At 69.2% G+C, this 17318-nt stretch carries 12 protein-coding genes and 4 pseudogenes; 8 read left to right on the plus strand and 8 right to left on the minus strand.

The window, feature by feature from the left end:
- Positions 1-200 precede the first annotated feature (200 nt).
- The gene (locus tag ACGFNK_RS14100) at positions 201-1676 is read left to right on the plus strand and encodes an AlkA N-terminal domain-containing protein (RefSeq protein ID WP_393416253.1); all 1476 of its coding nucleotides are present in this window, start codon (positions 201-203) and stop codon (positions 1674-1676) included.
- A gap of 58 nt (positions 1677-1734) precedes the next feature.
- Positions 1735-2217, plus strand: a complete 483-nt coding sequence (locus tag ACGFNK_RS14105; RefSeq protein ID WP_393415642.1) for a methylated-DNA--[protein]-cysteine S-methyltransferase — start codon at positions 1735-1737, stop codon at positions 2215-2217.
- Positions 2218-2274: 57 nt separating this feature from the next.
- On the opposite strand, the gene ACGFNK_RS14110 is transcribed toward ACGFNK_RS14105, so the two are convergent.
- From ACGFNK_RS14110 to ACGFNK_RS14125, 4 genes and pseudogenes are all read right to left on the minus strand, one after another.
- Positions 2275-3000 carry an NAD-dependent deacetylase gene (locus ACGFNK_RS14110; protein ID WP_393415644.1) on the minus strand — a complete coding sequence of 242 codons (726 nt, stop codon included), beginning with the start codon at positions 2998-3000 and terminating at the stop codon, positions 2275-2277.
- Between the two features lie 57 nt (positions 3001-3057).
- Positions 3058-5337 carry a protein kinase gene (locus ACGFNK_RS14115; RefSeq protein WP_393415646.1) on the minus strand — a complete coding sequence of 760 codons (2280 nt, stop codon included), beginning with the start codon at positions 5335-5337 and terminating at the stop codon, positions 3058-3060.
- A gap of 167 nt (positions 5338-5504) precedes the next feature.
- Positions 5505-5999, minus strand: coding sequence for an NUDIX domain-containing protein (locus ACGFNK_RS14120; protein ID WP_393415648.1), 495 nt, complete (start codon positions 5997-5999; stop codon positions 5505-5507).
- A 21-nt stretch (positions 6000-6020) separates the two neighbouring features.
- Positions 6021-6524, minus strand: a pseudogene (locus ACGFNK_RS14125) (ADP-ribosylglycohydrolase family protein); the annotation flags it as partial.
- A 113-nt stretch (positions 6525-6637) separates the two neighbouring features.
- Here ACGFNK_RS14125 and ACGFNK_RS14130 point away from each other — a divergent pair.
- The 4 genes and pseudogenes from ACGFNK_RS14130 to ACGFNK_RS14145 form a co-directional block, all read left to right on the plus strand.
- A pseudogene (locus ACGFNK_RS14130) lies at positions 6638-6973 on the plus strand (transposase); the annotation flags it as partial.
- A 156-nt stretch (positions 6974-7129) separates the two neighbouring features.
- Positions 7130-8805: pseudogene (locus tag ACGFNK_RS14135) on the plus strand (IS4 family transposase).
- 21 nt (positions 8806-8826) lie between these two features.
- Positions 8827-9288, plus strand: a pseudogene (locus tag ACGFNK_RS14140) (IS5 family transposase); the annotation flags it as partial.
- Positions 9289-9361: 73 nt separating this feature from the next.
- The gene (locus ACGFNK_RS14145) at positions 9362-10282 is read left to right on the plus strand and encodes a DUF4238 domain-containing protein (protein WP_393415650.1); all 921 of its coding nucleotides are present in this window, start codon (positions 9362-9364) and stop codon (positions 10280-10282) included.
- A gap of 383 nt (positions 10283-10665) precedes the next feature.
- Here the strand turns inward: ACGFNK_RS14145 and ACGFNK_RS14150 are convergent, their stop codons facing one another.
- Together ACGFNK_RS14150 and ACGFNK_RS14155 are read right to left on the minus strand one after the other, a co-directional pair.
- The gene (locus ACGFNK_RS14150) at positions 10666-11160 is read right to left on the minus strand and encodes a transposase (RefSeq protein WP_393415651.1); all 495 of its coding nucleotides are present in this window, start codon (positions 11158-11160) and stop codon (positions 10666-10668) included.
- Positions 11067-11522: a winged helix-turn-helix domain-containing protein gene (locus ACGFNK_RS14155; protein ID WP_393415652.1), complete on the minus strand. Its 456-nt coding sequence runs from the start codon at positions 11520-11522 to the stop codon at positions 11067-11069. Before ACGFNK_RS14155 ends, ACGFNK_RS14150 begins: the two co-directional genes overlap by 94 nt.
- Between ACGFNK_RS14155 and ACGFNK_RS14160 the strand changes: the two genes are divergently transcribed.
- The gene (locus ACGFNK_RS14160; protein WP_393415654.1) at positions 11413-14604 is read left to right on the plus strand and encodes a Tn3 family transposase; all 3192 of its coding nucleotides are present in this window, start codon (positions 11413-11415) and stop codon (positions 14602-14604) included. The genes ACGFNK_RS14155 and ACGFNK_RS14160 overlap by 110 nt on opposite strands.
- Positions 14605-15012: 408 nt before the next feature.
- On the opposite strand, the gene ACGFNK_RS14165 is transcribed toward ACGFNK_RS14160, so the two are convergent.
- Together ACGFNK_RS14165 and ACGFNK_RS14170 are read right to left on the minus strand one after the other, a co-directional pair.
- Positions 15013-15180, minus strand: a complete 168-nt coding sequence (locus ACGFNK_RS14165) for a ferredoxin (protein ID WP_229878594.1) — start codon at positions 15178-15180, stop codon at positions 15013-15015.
- A gap of 104 nt (positions 15181-15284) precedes the next feature.
- Positions 15285-15932: a TetR/AcrR family transcriptional regulator gene (locus tag ACGFNK_RS14170; protein WP_266841022.1), complete on the minus strand. Its 648-nt coding sequence runs from the start codon at positions 15930-15932 to the stop codon at positions 15285-15287.
- Between the two features lie 161 nt (positions 15933-16093).
- Here ACGFNK_RS14170 and ACGFNK_RS14175 point away from each other — a divergent pair, with 161 nt between their 5' ends.
- Entirely contained in the window at positions 16094-17311 is a 1218-nt protein-coding gene (locus ACGFNK_RS14175) for a cytochrome P450 (RefSeq protein ID WP_393415657.1), read from the plus strand.
- Positions 17312-17318 lie beyond the last annotated feature (7 nt).

The following is a 17318-nucleotide window of genomic DNA, read 5'->3' on the forward strand; positions in this document are numbered from 1 at the left end:
AGAACGCAGTACGCGCTCACCTGCCCGTAGTCCTGGATGAGGAGGAGGCCTGGGGGACGGCCGCCATGGCGCAGGCACCGCGGACGCGTCGAGCCTGGCGGCAGCCCCAACCACATGTCGCATTCTCGCCAGCCACCGCCATGACCATGGCCGATGCTGGAGGCATGCAGAACGGGACGTACAACGGGACACGGAACGCCATGCACACCGACACCGAGCGCTGCGTACGGGCCGTCCAGTCGAAGGACGCCCGCTTCGACGGCTGGTTCTACACCGCGGTGCTGACGACCCGGATCTACTGCCGGCCCAGCTGCCCGGTCGTGCCGCCGAAGCCGGAGAACATGACGTTCTACCCGAGCGCGGCAGCCTGCCAGCAGGCGGGATTCCGGGCCTGCAAGCGCTGCCGCCCCGACACCAGCCCCGGCTCGCCCGAATGGAACCAGCGCGCCGACCTGGTCGCCCGCGCGATGCGGCTGATCGGTGACGGAGTCGTGGACCGCGAGGGCGTCCCAGGTCTCGCGACGCGGCTCGGCTACAGCACCCGGCAGATCGAACGCCAGCTCCTCGCCGAACTGGGCGCAGGCCCGCTCGCCCTCGCCCGAGCCCAGCGCGCCCACACAGCCCGCCTCCTCATCGAGACGACCCCGGTCCCGATGGCCGAGATCGCCTTCGCGGCGGGCTTCTCCTCCATCCGCACCTTCAACGACACGGTCCGCGAGGTCTTCGCCCTCGCACCGAGCGAACTGCGCGCCCGGGTACCCAAGAACCGCGCCAACTCGCCCGGTACGCCAGGGGTATTGGCACTACGCCTCCCCTTCCGGGCCCCGCTCAACCCCGACAACCTCTTCGGTCATCTCGTCGCCACCGCCGTACCCGGCGTCGAGGAATGGCGCGACGGCGCATACCGCCGCACCCTGCGCCTGCCCTACGGCCACGGCGTCGTCGCGCTCACCCCCAAGTCCGACCACATCGGCTGCCGGCTCAGCCTCAGCGACATGCGCGACCTGACCGTCGCCATCAGCCGCTGCCGCCGCATGCTCGACCTCGACGCCGACCCGGTCGCGGTCGACGACCAGTTGCGTACGGATCCACTGCTCGCTCCGCTCGTCGACAAGGCGCCGGGCCGCCGGGTGCCGCGTACGGTCGACGAGGCCGAGTTCGCGATCCGCGCGGTGCTCGGCCAGCAGGTGTCCACAGCCGCCGCCCGTACGCACGCCGCACGCCTGGTCACGGCGCACGGAGAGGCGGTCGACGACCCCGAAGGCGGCCTCACCCACCTCTTCCCCTCCGCCGAGGCACTGGCCGCGCTCGACCCCGCCTCGCTCGCGATGCCGGCCACACGGCGCACCACCTTCACCACGCTCGTACGCCAACTCGCCGACGAATCCCTCCACTTGGGTGTCGAGAGCGATTGGGAGGAGACCCGCGCCCGGCTGCTCGCCCTGCCCGGCTTCGGCCCGTGGACCGTCGACGTCATCGCGATGCGCGCCCTCGGTGATCCCGACGCCTTCCTGCCCACCGACCTCGGAGTCCGGCGCGCGGCCGAGGAGTTGGGCCTGCCGTCCACGCCCGCCGCACTCACGGCCCGCGCCGCGGCCTGGCAGCCCTGGCGGGCGTACGCCGTCCAGTATCTCTGGGCGACCGGCGACCACCCGATCAACTTCCTTCCCGTATAAGCCATTACAGACCAGCAGAAGCCACTACAAGCATGCATAAGTCACCAAAGGACATTCAGTGAAACAGCACACTGTGATCGACAGCCCCTACGGCGCCCTCACCCTCGTCGCCACCGACGGCGTCCTGTCCGGCCTCTACATGACCGACCAGCGCCACCGCCCACCGGAGGAGACCTTCGGCGCACCCGACGACACGCCCTTCGGCGAGACGACCGACCAGTTGAAGGCCTATTTCGCGGGCGAGTTGAAGGAATTCGACCTGCCCCTGCGCCTCGACGGCACACCGTTCCAGCGCACGGTCTGGGAACAGCTCCGCCGCATCCCCTACGGCGAGACCCGCTCGTACGGCGAACTCGCCGACGCCCTCGGCAACGCCAAGGCCTCCCGCGCGGTGGGCCTCGCCAACGGCAGGAACCCGGTCGGCATCATCGTGCCCTGCCACCGGGTGGTCGGCGCGAACGGCAGCCTCACGGGCTACGGCGGCGGCCTGGACCGCAAGAAGCGACTGCTGGACTTCGAACGGGGCGCCGGGCTTTTCTAGTCGGCCGGCCGCTACGCCCGCCCTGACCGCTTCGTCAACCAGAGGTCAGGGCGGCAATCAAGCGGAGATCTTGCGCAGCAGCTCCGGCAGGGCCGTCCCGATCGGCTCCCGTACGACTTCGTCGGCCTGGTCGTCGTACGGCGTCGGCTCGGCGTTGACGATGATCAGCCGCGCCCCGTGCTCGGCGGCGAGACCGGCGAGCCCCGCCGCGGGCTGGACCTGGAGGCTGGTCCCGACCGCGATGAACACCTGGCAGGCCTTGGTGATGGCGACCGCCTCACCGAGGACCACGGGGTCGAGCCGCTCGCCGAACATCACCGTCGCCGACTTCAGGACCCCGCCGCACTCCAGGCACGGCGGATCGTCCTCACCCGCCGCGACCCGCGCCAGGGCGTCCTCCATCGGGGCTTTCGCCTGACAGCCCGTGCACACCACGGTCCGTGCGGTTCCGTGCAGTTCGAGCACCTTGCGGGCGGGCAGGCCGGCCAGCTGATGCAACCCGTCCACGTTCTGCGTGATCACCCGCACCGGCACTCCTGCCTGCTCCAGCTCGGCCACCGCCCGGTGTGCGGCGTTCGGCTCGGCCTGGAGCGTCCGGTTCTTCCGCCGCATCTGCCACGACCGCCGCCGGATCTCCGGATCGCCCATGTAGTACTCGTACGTCACGAGCTTCTGGGCCTCCGGGTCCCGCTGCCACAGTCCGTTCGGGCCGCGGTAGTCGGGGATGCCGGAGTCGGTGCTGATTCCGGCCCCGCTGAGAATCGCGACGAGAGGCTTGTCCATAAGTCGAGGGTAGGCAGCCCCGTCCGAGCGGAGCCAACGGATATCGCCATGGCGCCGTCAGGGAGTCGGCACGCCGTACGTCCGGTCGTAATGGTGGGCCACCAGGTGCCCGGCGCCGTCGCTGGCGAGTTGCCAGTCGTGGACGCCGGTCTCCACGCCGTCGGTGAAGTTCCACAGGAGCGTGCCCCGAGCGGCGTCGATCGCATAGAAGCCGTTGCCGTTCCGGAAGGCCGGGACGTAGACCTCACGGGGGCCCGCGACGATCGGGTGGTCGGTGTTGAGGCGCGGGGTCGGGCAGAACCAGCGCTTGGAGCCGTTCGCCGCGTTGAAGGCGTACACCCCGGAGGGGGCCGTGCCGGTTGCGTAGACCGTGTTGCCGGCGACGCCGAGGGAGGCGAACTGGCCGCGTTCGGCGCGCACATTCCAGCGGAGCCGGCCGGTGGCGAGGTGGAGTGCCATGAGTTCCCGGCCGACGGCGAAGACCGTTCGGCCCAGCACCGCCAGACCCGGCCGGAGTTCGTAGCCGACGGGATGCCTCCACCGAACACCGCTGTCGTCGGTGTTCCGGGCCGTCACGTTGCGAAACCCGTCGGCATAGATGAAATTGTCGGGAAACACGACCGGTTCCAACGGGATACCGACGTCCTCGGGGCTGATGGGCGTGATTTCGGCCCGGCCGGCCTCGAGGTCGATGCCGAAGACCGTGTTCGTGGACGTCGCGACACCCTGCTCATCGGACTGGCGCTGGAGTCGGAGACCGAAGACGGTGATGACACGGTCACTGATCTTGCCGAACAGCGTGTCGAACCGGAAATCCGCTCCGAAGTCGTACGTGAAGCGCTCCGTGCCCTTGTCCGGATCGACACCGATCACCGTCGCGCCCTCGCCCAGCGCGACCGCGGCGCCGAGGGCCTTGACGACCGGGGTGGGCGACTGGCTGATGCCCCGGTAGACCCACTTGGGCCGCGTTCCGTCCTTGAGATCGAGGCAGACCATGTTCCCCGGGCGGGTCTTCAGCAAAGCCGACCCGCCCTGAAACACGGCCGGTGCCTGAACCAGCGGATCGCTGCGGTACGTCCAGAGCGGCCGCGGAGCCGGGCCGAGCGGTTCCGCGGCTTTTTGCCCGTCCGCCTCGTCCTTCCGCGTGATCAGCAGGGCGGTGCTGACGACGGCGGCGGTGGTGGTGGCCGCCGACGCGGTGAGAATCGTGCGCCGGGAGAGGCGGCGTCGCGCAGGGGTCTGGCGATGGGCGGGGGAGGCGGCGGGTTCTGGTTCCCGGGGCCGGGGGATGGCGGGAGCCTCGGCCACGTGGCCGGAGTCGTAGGTGTGGTGTGGAGGCGGAGTGGACGGGGTGGAGGGCGCCCCATACCGGTCGTACGCGCGCGGCGCAGGGCCGTTGCGGTGGGCGGAGACCGGGATCCGGTTGCGCGATGGAGTGCGCGACGGGGTGTCGAGAACCCTCAAGGCTGCCGTACGTCGGGCGATCGACGACGCCACCGGCGCGGGCAGCCAGCCGCGCCCCACTATCTGCTCCACTCCGCCGGGCGCACAGCCCGCGTACAGCTGGTCGGCAGTGATCCGGTGACGTGGATCTTTGGCGAGACACAGGCTGATGATCTCGTCCAGCGGCTTGGGTACGCCCGTCAGGTCGGGCGCGTCGTGCACCACCTGGTAGAGAAGGGTGGCCGCCGCGGAGCCGATGAACGGGGCGTGACCGGACGCGGCGTACGTGAGCACCGATCCGAGGGAGAAGATGTCCCCGGCCGGCCCGGTCGGAGCACCGGTGGCCTGCTCGGGACACATGTACTCGAGGGACCCGAAAATGGTTCCGGCGCTGGTGAGGTCATAGCCGTCGTTCGCCCGGACGATACCGAAGTCGATGACGCGCGGACCGTCGGCAGCAAGCAGCACGTTGGACGGCTTGAGGTCGCGGTGCACAAGTCCCGCCGAGTGCACGTCGAGCAGTGCCTCCGCGGCGCAGGCTCCCAGCGCGAGCACCGATGGCACCGGTAACGGCCCGTGCTCGGCGACCGCCTCTTCCAGGGTCGGCCCGGGTATGTAGGGGGTGGCCAGCCAGGGCGTCGCGGCATCCGGATCGGCGTCCACCAAGGGCACCGTGTATCTGCCGCCGACTGCCTGCGCGGCCGCCACCTCACGACGGAAACGGATACGGAAGGTCCGGTCCGCAAGCTTCTCGGGGCGGATGACCTTGACCGCGACCGCCCGTCCGTACGAGGACGTGGCCAGATAGACCTGTCCCATGCCCCCCGCGCCGAGCCGCGCCAGAAGGTGGTAGGGACCTAGCTCCTCGGGATCGTCTGGGCCGAGTGGTTCCATGACCTCAGCTGCCTGTTCTCGGGGCATGCGCAGGGGTGCCCCAGCTCTGGGACGAGGTGTGCGGGGCAGGATCACCCGGGCGCACTTGAAAGTTAGAATAGGTGCCTGAGTGACAACTGGGGACCATTTTCAGGAAGTTGTTTGGCCGAAACGGTCAACACCCGTCGTCAGGCCACCCGGTGGCCGTTCTCCAGCTCGGCCGTTCCCGCTCCCTCCGCGAGTGCGTCGAGGGCGACCAGGACCCGCCGCCCCGTGGCGCTCGGCAGGTACTCGCCGACCTGGTCGCGCGCCACGAGACGCCAGGACAGCAGTTCCTCCTCCTGGAGGCGGATCGCCTTGAACTGGTCCTCGCGCAGAACACCGCCGTCGTACAGGTACGCGACGATCGGCGGACGTCCGGCACCCGGCACCCAGTCCACTGCGAGCAGCCGGCCGATCTCCAGATCCAGGCCGATCTCCTCCGCGGTCTCCCGGCGGGCGCCCTGCCGAGGAGTCTCCCCGTCGTCGGACTCGACGGTCCCGCCGGGCAGCGCCCACCCCTCGCGGTAGTTGGGCTCCACGAGCAGCACACGGCCCTCGGCGTCGCGGATGAGCGCGGCGGCACCGACGAGGACACGGGGGAGACCGGCGATGTACGTGGCGTAGTCAGGAGGAAGGGTCATTGGGGCAGCGTAACGAGGTGCTCACGCGCCCAGCTCCGCCAACCGCACCGTCCGCTCGGCCAGTTCACTGATCCGTACGCCGTCGAAGCCGAACACCGCGCTGCGGACCCTGTTCTCCAGGGGGTCCTTCCACTGCGGGGGGATCGCGGTGGCGCCGCCCAGGACGCCCGTGACGGAGCCCGCGGTGGCGCCGTTCGAGTCGGTGTCGAGGCCGCCTCGTACGGTCAGGGTGATCGTGCGGGTGAAGTCGCCGTCTCCGTACAGCAGTCCGGCGGTCAGCACCGCGGCGTTCGGGATGGTGTGGATCCAGCCGAGGCCGGAGGTCTCCTCGGCGAGGGTGGTGAGTGTGTCCTCCCAGGACAGCTGGGACTCGTGGAGCGAAAGCACGCGGCGTACGGTCCGGGACAGGCGGCTGCTCGCCGGGATCACCGTCAGCGCGGTGTCCAGGGCCGACCGTACGGTCGGCGCGGTGAACGCGGCGGCCACCAGCGCCGCCGCCCACATCGCGCCGTACACGCTAAAACCCCGTTCTTGTCGCTACCCTGGAAGGGGTCAGGAAGTGACCGATGACCACAGCCACAGCGACGCTCACCACCCGCGAGTACCTGCGCGTCAGCGTCGACAAGTCGGGGTCGAGCATTGAGCGGCTGGTGCCGGACGAGTTGTGGGAGTTGTTCCAGCGGGTCGTGCCGGAGGCTCCGTCGCGTCCCCAGGGTGGCGGCCGGCGCCGGCACGGCGACCGTGAAGTGCTGGCCGCGATCGTGTTCGTGGCGACATCGGGCTGCACGTGGCAGCAACTGCCCGCAGCATCCTTCGGACCGTCCGGGGCAACGGCTCACCGCCGGTTCACCGAATAAACGAAGGCACGGGTGTGGGCCAAGCTGCACCGCCTGGTCCTGGACGAACTCGGTTCCCGCGGTGACCTGGACTGGTCTCGTTGCGCGATCGACTCGGTGAACGTGCGGGCCCTGAAAACAATGCCACGTAGTTAAGCCCTGGTCGGGTTCGTCAACTCCTGTCGCCATGGCTGGGGATGGGCGGCGATGAACAAACGGGGCCTCTGGTAGAGCAGGGAGACCGACCAAGATCTTCCGCTTACGAGAGGCCCCGTGTCCTGTCAGTCTGCCACCATGGTGCTCACCCGTACCGTCACAGTCGCCGCAGGCGTCTACGCTCCCGGCCATCTCGGCGAGTTGACTCCGTACATCCCCTTCGAGCTCGTCGATGACGTGCTGGCGCGGACGCGTAGGGTCCAGCAACGGCTGCGGCAGCTCTCCCCTCGCGGGTCGGGGTGTACTTCCTCCTGGCCCTGGGCTTGTTCCCCACCCTTGGATACGCCCGGGTGTGGGACAAGCTCACCGCCGGTCTGCACGGACTCCCTCTGCGACGCCCGTCGGAAAAGAGCCTTCGGGACCTGCGCCGCCGTCTGGGACCTGCGCCGATGAAAGAGCTGTTCGAGGTGCTGGCCGGCCCCCTGGCCCAGCCCACGACACCCGGCGTGTGCTACCGGCGGTGGCGGACCGTCGCCTTCGACGGCTGCAGCTCCCTCAAGGCCCCCGACCAGCCCCAGATCCGTGGCCTTCTGGACAAGGTCCGCCGTCACCGAGGTACGGCTGGTTACCCGGCCCTGCGCCTGATGGCCCTGTGCGAAACAGGGACCCGCGGCCTGCTCGGCGCGGTCTTCGGCCCGGCTGTCACCGGCGAGATGGCTTACGCCACGAGGCTGATGCCACTGCTGACGCCCAAGATGCTGTTGCTGGCCGACCGCGGCTTCGACGCCGACGCGTTCCTCGCCTCCGTCTCCGACACCGGCGCCCAACTCCTGGTCCGTCTCAACCCCCGCCGCCGCCCAGCCGTGCTGGCCACCCTGCCCGACGGGTCGTTCCTGACCCGATTCAACGGACTCAAGCTCCGCATCATCGAAGCCCACATCACCGTCACCACCAGCGACGGACAGCACATCGGCGACCACTACTGGCTGGCCACCACCCTGCTCGACCACCGCACCGACCCCGCCGAGGCCCTGGCGCGCCTCTACCACGAACGCTGGGAAGTCGAATCGGCCTTCTACGCCCTACGCCACACCCTGCTCACCGGCCGAGTACTGCGTTCTTGCGACCCATCCGGACTCGAACAGGAGGTCTGGGCACTCCTCACGCTCTACCAGGTACTGCGCAGGGCCATGGTGGACGCCACGGAATCCGCCCCGGGCACGGACCCGGACCGGGCAAGTTTCACCGTTGCCCTCCAAACCGCCCGCGATCAGGTGATCACCGCTGCCGGCGTCCTGCCCGCCGACGAGACTGCCGACACGGCCGGCGTCCTCGCGAGCGCCGTCCTGACCGCCTTGCTCCCCAGGCGCCGCCCGCGCATGAGCGCCCGCAGGGTGAAGTGCCCGCTGTCTCGCTACCCCCTCAGCCCAACCGAATGCCGACCGTTGAACAGCCAGAGCATCACGCATCTGGCGATCAGCATCCACCGCCCCCACGACACGCACACCGCTTCCGGAGGCGGGGACACAGCTTCGCGGGCTCCCAGCGCCGCACTGGCCAGGACCGGCACCAAAGACCGCACGCTCCAGCTCTTGCGCACCGACCCATACCGGACCTGGCGCGTGCGCGAGATCGCCCACGCCCTTCAATACCCCAACTTCCACAGCCTCTGCGCTCAGTTGAGCCGGTGGGCTCGAGAAGGGCTCCTCCATAAACCGGATCACGGCACCTACATGCTCACAGCCTCGTGGATCCACCACGACCAGCCCCAACCGCCAGCGCCAACACTGTTGACGAACCCGACCAGGGCTTAACTACGTGGCATTGGCCCTGAAAAGGGGGAGCTGACAGGTCCGAATCCTGCCGACCGGGGCAAGTACGGCTCGAAGATCCACTTGATCACCGAGCGGACCGGTCTGCCCCTGTCCGTCGGAATCTCGGGCGCCAACCTCCACGACAGTCAGGCGCTGGTCCTTCTCGTGAAGGGCATACCTCCGGTCCGCTCGCGCCGAGGTCCCCGTCGGCGCAAGCCCGGCAAACTCCACGCCGACAAGGGTTACGACTACACCCACCTGCGGCGATGGTTATCCAATCGGGGCATCCGACACCGCATCGCCCGCAAGGGCATCGAGACCTCGCAGCGTCTGGGACGCCACCGCTGGACCATTGAACGCACGATGGCCTGGCTCGCAGGCTGCCGCCGCCTCCACCGCCGCTACGAGCGCAAAGCCGAGCACTTCCTCGCCTTCACGAGCATTGCCTGCACCCTCATCTGCTACCGCAGACTCACCAATTGAGATGAACTCTCAGAGCTGCTCGGAGCCCAGGTCACGGACACCACGGGACAAAATCGCTGACGGATACCGAGCGGTGTGCTGTTCACTGGCCGCACGTCGGCAGTACGAACTGCGCGTACGCCGCCTCGACGACCCCGACAAGGCATTCCCGGCGATGACGACCGCGATCGGCGCCGAACGCGGCTTCTACTGGGGTACGACCATCGACGGCGTGCCCCATCACGAATGCGAGGAGTTGTTCACCGCTCTGGAGGGCAATGCCGAGGCCGTCCTCAAGGTGATCCTCGACGACAAGGACTGGGCCCTGACACCGAACTGGCCGCTCACGCCCGAGCAACGCGGCGCTCTTTCCTGGTGGATGGCCGCGCAGATCCTTCGCACGACGCGCCAGCGCAAGCGCCTCGCCCATACTCAGCCGCCGTCCGTGCAAGAGGCGGATGTCCCTGACAACATCGCCTGGATCACCGCGAACAACCCCCACCTTCGCTACATCGTCGAGAACATCGCCATCCTGGCGCTCGTGCTGTACAACCGCCCCTGGGGGCTGGGCTTCAGCGACATGTGCTTGCTCACCAGCGACGTCCCTGTGGTCGTATGGAACCGTCCCGACGCGGACGATCAGGTTCTCGCCGTGGCCCAGAGCGACATCATGCTGCCCCTGGACCCGCACCGGCTCCTGTTCCTTCCCAGCCCGGCCGAGCAGTTGACCGACCCGCGCAAGCGCACGGACCACCTCCTGCATGTCGAGGGAGCCGTCGGCATGGCCCTGGTTGAGGTCGCCTATGACGTGGCGGACCAGTTCGTCATCCACCATCCCCGCCACGACCCGTGGCTGCACTGGAAGCCGAACAGCCCTCGCCAGCCGAGGCCTTGGGCCGGAGAAGAGCACTCGGCCCCCCAGTACGCGCTTCAGTACCCGGTGTTCCCGCCGGACCGGAACATCGAGCGCCGGTGGACGATTGAGCATCCGCCGCCCCGCGCTGCGGCTTCGTGACCGGGCTCAGTCCCGTCAGGGGCGTGCGTCCGTGGTCTCAGCGCGGACACATCCAACAGTTCCTGACCATGCCCAAGGGCGCCGAGTGCTGCGGCCCCATCATCACGCGAGATCGGGTCTTGATCGCGCCGCAGCACCCGGGCGAGATGAGCGGGGCCACCGCCGAGAACCCGGGCTCCGCAAGCCGGACGGGGCGGGCAACGTGCCGTGGCCGTCGGTTGTGACGGCGTGGAAAAACGAGCGCCACTAAACCCCGTTGAACGCAATGCGGCGCTGCCTGGGCTGTGGTCGACAGCCCGGGCAGCGCCCTATCCAGCCTGGGACTCGGTAAAACGCCTGGTGGAGGGTCGAGGCGCTTCTGAGGCTTTCGCTTCGGGGTGACGTTATGGCGGTGTACAGGTGAGGCCGGTCTCGGCGATGAAGCCGTCGAGGAGTTCGGGCCGGTACTGCATCTTCTTCAGCCGGGTGCGGGTGAGGTCGGCGAGGGCGTCGACGGTGCAGGCGGCGAGGTTGCCCAGGTCGTTCTTCAGGTTCGCCCACACGCCTTCGGCCGGGTTCAGCTCCGGGGCGTAGGCCGGCAGGCGGAAGACGGTCAGCCACCGTTGCCGGGCGGCCAGTAACTCGCGCATCAGCGCGTTCTTGTGCTGGGTGGAGTTGTCCCAGACCAGCACGATCTTCCCGCCGAGCTGCCGGTGGGCGGCGTCCAGCAGTTCGGCGAAGTCCTGCTCCCTGAAGCCGTTCTTCTCACCGCGCCGGCCGGAGTGATGGACGAGCATCCGGTAGATCAGGCGGGTCCGCTCGCCCGGCTTCGCGCAGACCATCCCGGCGACCGACACCCGCCCCGATCCCTTCCCCGAGACTTTGACCTGCGGCGGCACTCCGATGCGGGACCAGGTGCGGGCCTTGGGCGGGCGCAGCGCCTTGGCCCGACTCGTCCTCGAACACCAGCCATGCGTCCTGCTCCCTCACCCCTTCTTTCCACGCGCGCCCAGGTCTCCTCCCGCCACTGCCGCACCTGCTCCTCGTCCCGTTCGGCGGCCCGGTGCACCGGAACCTGGACGGAAAAGCCCATCTGCCGCAGGATCCTGGACAGTTGCGGCTGGCTGAAGCGCACGTGGAAGCGGCGGGCGATGAGCACCGAGATCCTCGCCAGCGTCCACCGCTGGTCTTCCGTCCAGCCATGCGCGGCCGGGCCCTGCTCCAGCGCACGCGCCAGCCAGGCCCGCCAGCCCGGCTGCATCCGCGACGCCACCCCCGAGGGCCCTCTGGAGCGCAGGGCGTCCCTAGCCCGGTACGGGCGCTTCGCCGGGGAGCCGTCGGTCCAGGAGCTGGAGGAGTTCTTCCGGCTGGACGCGACCGCGCTGGAGCAGGCAGCGTCCAAGCGGCGGGCCCACAACCGGCTTGGCTGGGCGGTGCAGTGGGGCACGGTGCGCATGCTCGGCACCTTCTTGTCGACGCCGGCCGATGTACCGCCGGGGGTGGCCGCGTTCGTCGCCGAACAGCTGGGGATCGACGACGCGTCCAGTCTGAAGCTGTATCCGGAACGACTGCCGACCCAGCACGAGCATGCCCGCGAGATCCGCAAGCTGCTGAAGATCCCAGATTTCGACGACGGAGACCTGCAGCTGCGCGAGCACATAGCCGGGCGGGTGTGGGTGTCGAACGACGGGCCGCGGGCCCTGTTCGACCGGGCGGTGACGTGGCTGCTGCGAAACCGGGTACTGCTACCGGGGCTCACGTCGCTGGGCTACCTGGTCGCCGAGGTCCGCAAGGGCGAACAGGCGTTGATCTACTCGGTGGTGGACGCCCCGGTGGAGCCGGAATTCCGGCGCGAGCTGCTGGAGATCCTCGACGTCCCCGAGAGGGCCTTCCGCTCGGCGCTGGAACGGTGGCGCAAGGGGCCGCGGGATGTGTCGGGCCAGGGGCAGAAGGAGGCGCTGGAGCGTACCCGGGACATTCGCGGGGTGAAGGCGGGTGAGGTGGATCTGTGGCGGGTGCCGCCGGTGAAGCTGGCGGAGCTGGCCCGGTACGGGATGGGCACGCACGCCCCGACCCTGCGGCGGCTGGCGGAGCCGCGCAGGACGGCGACGGTGCTGGCCACGATGCGGCACCTTGAGGGGGCGTCGGTCGACGACGCGCTCACCCTCTTCGACGTGCTGATGGCCACGAAGCTGCTGGCCCGCGCGGAGCGCCAGGACGTCAAGGAGAAGCTGAAGGGGCTGCCGAAGCTGCGCAAGGCCGCGGCAAAAGTGAGGAACGCGGTCGCCGTGTTCCTCGATGTTCCCATCGAGCACCAGGCCGACGGCGATGAGGAGACGGGTGCGGAGCCGCTGAGCGTGGCCGTGGAGATGGCCGAGGCGTGGGAGATCGTCGAGAAGATCGTCACCCGCGAGGAGCTCGTGAAGGCGGTCGTGGAGCTCGGCGAGTTACTGCCAGAGGGCTCGGATGAGGACGCGGACACCGCCTGGCGCAAGCAGCTGATCGACCGGTACGCGACGGCCCGCAGGTTCACGTCGCTGCTGGCCGAGGTGATCCCGTGGGGTGCGACCCAGGCCGGCACCCCCGTCATCGAGGCACTTGTCGAGCTGCCGAAGGTCCAGGCGCGGCGCAAGCCCGGCGTCGAGCACATCGACACACGTCTGCTGGACGGCAGCTGGCGGCGCCTGGTGCTCGGTGACCCGCTGCTCGCGGTGAACGGGATCATCGACAAGAAGGCGTGGACGTTCTGTGTCCTGGAGGCCCTGCACACCGCGCTCAAGCGCCGGGATGTGTACGCGAAGGGCGCCGACAACTGGGGTGATCCGCGCGCCCGTTTGCTGTCCGGGCCGGACTGGCAGGTCAACCGGCCCCGGGTGCTGACCGCTCTGGAGCTCTCAGGCAGCGCGAACGAGCACCTGGGTGAGCTGGAGGTGCTGCTGGACGAGATGTACGGGCACGTCGCCGACAACCTGCCCGGCAACGCGGCCGTCGACATCGTGGACGGCAAAATCCGCCTGGACCGCCTGGAGGCGGAGCCGGAACCGGCCGGGTACAAGCCGGTCCACGACGCGGTGCAGGCTATGCTGCCCAGGATCGACTATCCGGAACTGCTGCTGGAAGTCCACGCCCGGACCGGCATGTTCGACTGCTTCGAGCACATCGGTGGCAAGGTCGCCCGCCCCGAGGATCTGGACCTCACGCTCACCGCGCTGCTGGTGCACAAGTCGACGAACATCGGGCTGGAGCCGGTCATCAAGCCCGACTCGAAGGCGCTGAGCCGCTCACGGCTGGCGGCCGCGGACTCCGGCTACTTCCACCTGCCCGGCATCAGCGCCGGCTCCGGGCTCCTGGTGGGCAGCCAGGGCGACATCGACATCGCCTCCGACTGGGGCGGCGGACACGTCGCCTCCGCCGACGGGATGCGCTTCACCGTCCCCGTCAGATCCATACATTCCCGGCCGAACCGGAAGTACTTTTCGACCGGTCGCGGAGCGACCTGGCTCAACGTCGTCTCGGACCGCGTGATGGGCCTGGGCGGCATCGTCACGCCCGGCACCCTGCGCGACTCGCTCGGCATCCTGGACGCGATGTTCAACCTCGACGGCCCGGTGCGTCCGGAGATCGTGATCACCGACACCGGTTCGTACAGTGACCTGGTCTTCGGGCTGTTCGCGATCTGCGGCTATCAGTTCTCCCCGCGGATCGCGGACATCTCCGATGCCCGGCTGTGGCGCTTCGACCTGGACAAGGACTACGGGCCGCTGCAGCCCGTCTCGCGCCAGCGCGTCCAGGTCGAGCGGATCCGGCAGAACTGGGAGGACATGCTCCGCGTCGCCGGGTCCCTGCAGACCGGCAAGGTCCGCGCGTACGACCTGTTGCGGATGATGACCTCCGGCGACCGCATGACCGGCCTCGGCGACGCGTTCGCGCACTATGGCCGGATCTTCAAGACCCTGCACCTGCTGCAGTTCATCGACTCCGAGGCATACCGGCGCATGATCGGTGTCCAGCTCAACATCGGCGAGGGCCGCCACGCACTCGGGCGGCGGATCTTCTTCGGGCGCCTCGGCGAGCTCCGGCACGGCTACCGGGACGGGATGGAGGATCAGCTCGGAGCACTGGGTATGGCGATGAATTCGGTCGTGTGGTGGAACACCCTCTACATCGACGCCGCGGTCAAAGAGTTGGAGGCCGGCGGGCTGACCATCTCACCCGAGATCCGCTCCCGGCTCTCTCCGCTGGTCCACGAGCACATCAACTTCCACGGGCGCTACCCGATCGTCCGCAGCCACGGCGACGGGGCCCTTAGGGCGCTGCGGGACCCGAACGCCACCGAGGAATAGACGCAAGCGGCCCCGGTGCCGCCCCACGGAGGGAGGGGCGGCACCAAGGCCGTGCGTCTCTGAACCCGGGGTGGTGGGCGCCATGCCCACGAGCACGAAGGTCGGGAGCGGCCTGCCCGGCGGGATGCGCCCGCTGCGGGACAAGGACGCCACCGACGACGAGTAGGGCGGTCACCGGCCCGTCGTGGTCGCCACCACCTTGACCAAGGCGTCCGCGCTGGCCAGAGCCCCGGAAGGGGGATACGGGAGCCGTCACATCGGCCGGGGCCGTTACGGCTTCGCGGACCCGCTCGGCGGAGGTGGGGCTCGTCACCGATAACGGTGACGGCCCCGTCGAAGCCTGGCGGCGCAGGGCCTCGGCGGTCGCCAGTCCGCCCGCGGAGGCACCGACGACCACGACACGTGCGGTCACTTCTCCTCCAGCCGGATGGCCGCGGCGGGGCAGACGGCGGCGGACTCGCGTACCCCGTCGTGGAGTTCGGGCGCGGGGTGCTCGCCGAGGAGGACGGCCATGCCGTCCTCGTCCCGCTGGTCGAAGACCTCCGGAGCGATCAGGACACACTGACCCGAGGCCACACACTTAGGCGCCCTTGGCCTCCAGGGCCTTGGCCGTCGAAAAGTCGGCGTCAACAGGTCAGCGCACCGTGCGCCGCTGGATGGCCGCATCCAACGTCCGGCGGTCAGTCGGACGGCGGCAGCAGTCTCCTCATCAACGCCTCCTCAAGCTCGCGCAGGATGGTGTCGTCATCGACAAAGGAATGCGGCAGGGTGTGCCAGAGGGCGAACTGACCGTGCAGGCCGGTCCACAGCAGGACCCCCAGCGTCTCGGCCTCCTCGCGTTGCTCGGGACAGGCTGCGGCGAGGTACTGGTCAACGGCATCGGTCCACGCGATCAGCACCCGGTCGAGCGGATGCCCGGTGGCGCGCCGGTCCTCCGCCGAAGTCTGCTGCTCCAGGCTGAACATGAGCCGATAGCGGCGGGGATTGTCGACGGCGAACCCGCGGTAGGTGCCCACGATGGCGCGCAGGACACCCCATGCGTCGGCACCGGCCTCGGCGGCCGCGCTTCCGGCCTCGCGCATGGTCGACGCCAGCGCGGCGTACCGGGCATCGAGCACCGTCCGCACCAGGTCGGTCTTGTCGTTGAAGTGCAGGTAGATACTGGGCGCGGCGATGCCCAGCTCGCGGGCGATGCCACGCAGAGACAGGGCGTCCTCGCGACCGGACTCCTCCAGGATGCGGGTCGCCGTGTCCAGGATGTCCTGCCGGAGGCGCTCCCCTTCACCCTGCCGGTAGGGCACACGCCGCCTCTGGGCTGCCAAGTCCACGCTTCCTCCTCCGTACCCCGCCGGTTGCGACTGGGCTTTCATCATCGGCCATCCACGGCTTGCCACCCGTCTGGAACGGGCCTCGCCAAAACCACCTAACGGCGTTAGGCTCACCTCGACAACCACCTAACGGCGTTAGTCAACCTAACGCCGTTAGGTCGATGAGAGGAGCCCTCGTGCCCCCTGGCCCCACGCCCGAATTCGTCCTCGCCCGGCCGAGGACCGCACCCCTCGATCCGCCTCCCGCTTACTCCCGCCTGTGTGAGGAGGCACCGATCAGCCGCGTCACCATCTGGGACGGCCGGCGCGGCGCCTGGCTGGTGACCCGCTGGGAGGACGCCCGTGCGGTGCTCGGCCACCCCGCCTTCAGCAGCGACCCCTCACAGCCCGGCTACCCGGACGTGCAGCCGGATCAGCCGCCCCAGCCGCCCGGCTTCTTCGCCAACGTCGACGCACCCGTCCACACCACGATGCGGCGCACGCTCACCCGCGAGTTCATGGTCAAGAAGATCGACGCACTGCGTCCCACCATCACCGGCATCACGGGACAGCTGCTGGACGAGATAGCCCGGTCACAGGGGCCGGTGGACCTCGTGGAGCGTTTCGCCCTGCCGCTGCCCTCGCTGGTGATCTGCGAGCTGCTCGGCGTGCCGTACGAGGACCACGAGTACTTCCAGGAGCGCTCGAAGGTCTTCGTGGACATCACGGCCACAGGGGAACAGTTCACCCAGGCATGGGGGGAGCTCAATGCCTATCTGCTCGACCTGCTCGCCGCCAAGCGGAAGGCCCCCGGCGACGACGTCCTGTCCCGCCTCGTCGAGCAGGTCGACGCGGGCACCGTCACCGAGGGGGACGCCACCGACCTCGCGGTGTTCCTGCTGTTCGCCGGCCACGAGACCACCGCGAACATGATCGCACTCGGCACCGTCGCCCTGCTGCAGAACCCCGGCGAGATACCCCGGCTGCTCGCGGGACCGGCCGAGACCGCGCAGGCGGTGGAGGAACTGCTCCGTTACCTGTCCATCGTTCACATGGGCCTGCGCCGCCTTGCTCGCGAGGACGTCACGATCGGCGGTGTCACCATCTCGGCCGGGGACGGCGTGATAGTCCCCATCCATCTGGCCAACCGCGACCCGGAGGCCTTCACCGACCCCGACCGCCTTGACCTCGGCCGGGCCAACGCGCGCCAGCACGTGGCGTTCGGGTACGGCATCCACCAGTGTCTCGGCCAGCCCCTGGCCCGCGCCGAACTCCAGATCGCCCTGCCTGAACTCTTCCAGCGGCTCCCCGGACTGCGGCTCGACGCACCCCTCGAGGACCTCGCCTTCAAGCAGGAAACGGCCGTCTACGGAGTCAGCGAACTGCCCGTGACGTGGTGAACGGACC

This window comes from Streptomyces sp. NPDC048825 (genome assembly GCF_043198355.1).
GTDB classification, from domain to species: domain Bacteria; phylum Actinomycetota; class Actinomycetes; order Streptomycetales; family Streptomycetaceae; genus Streptomyces; species Streptomyces xiangluensis.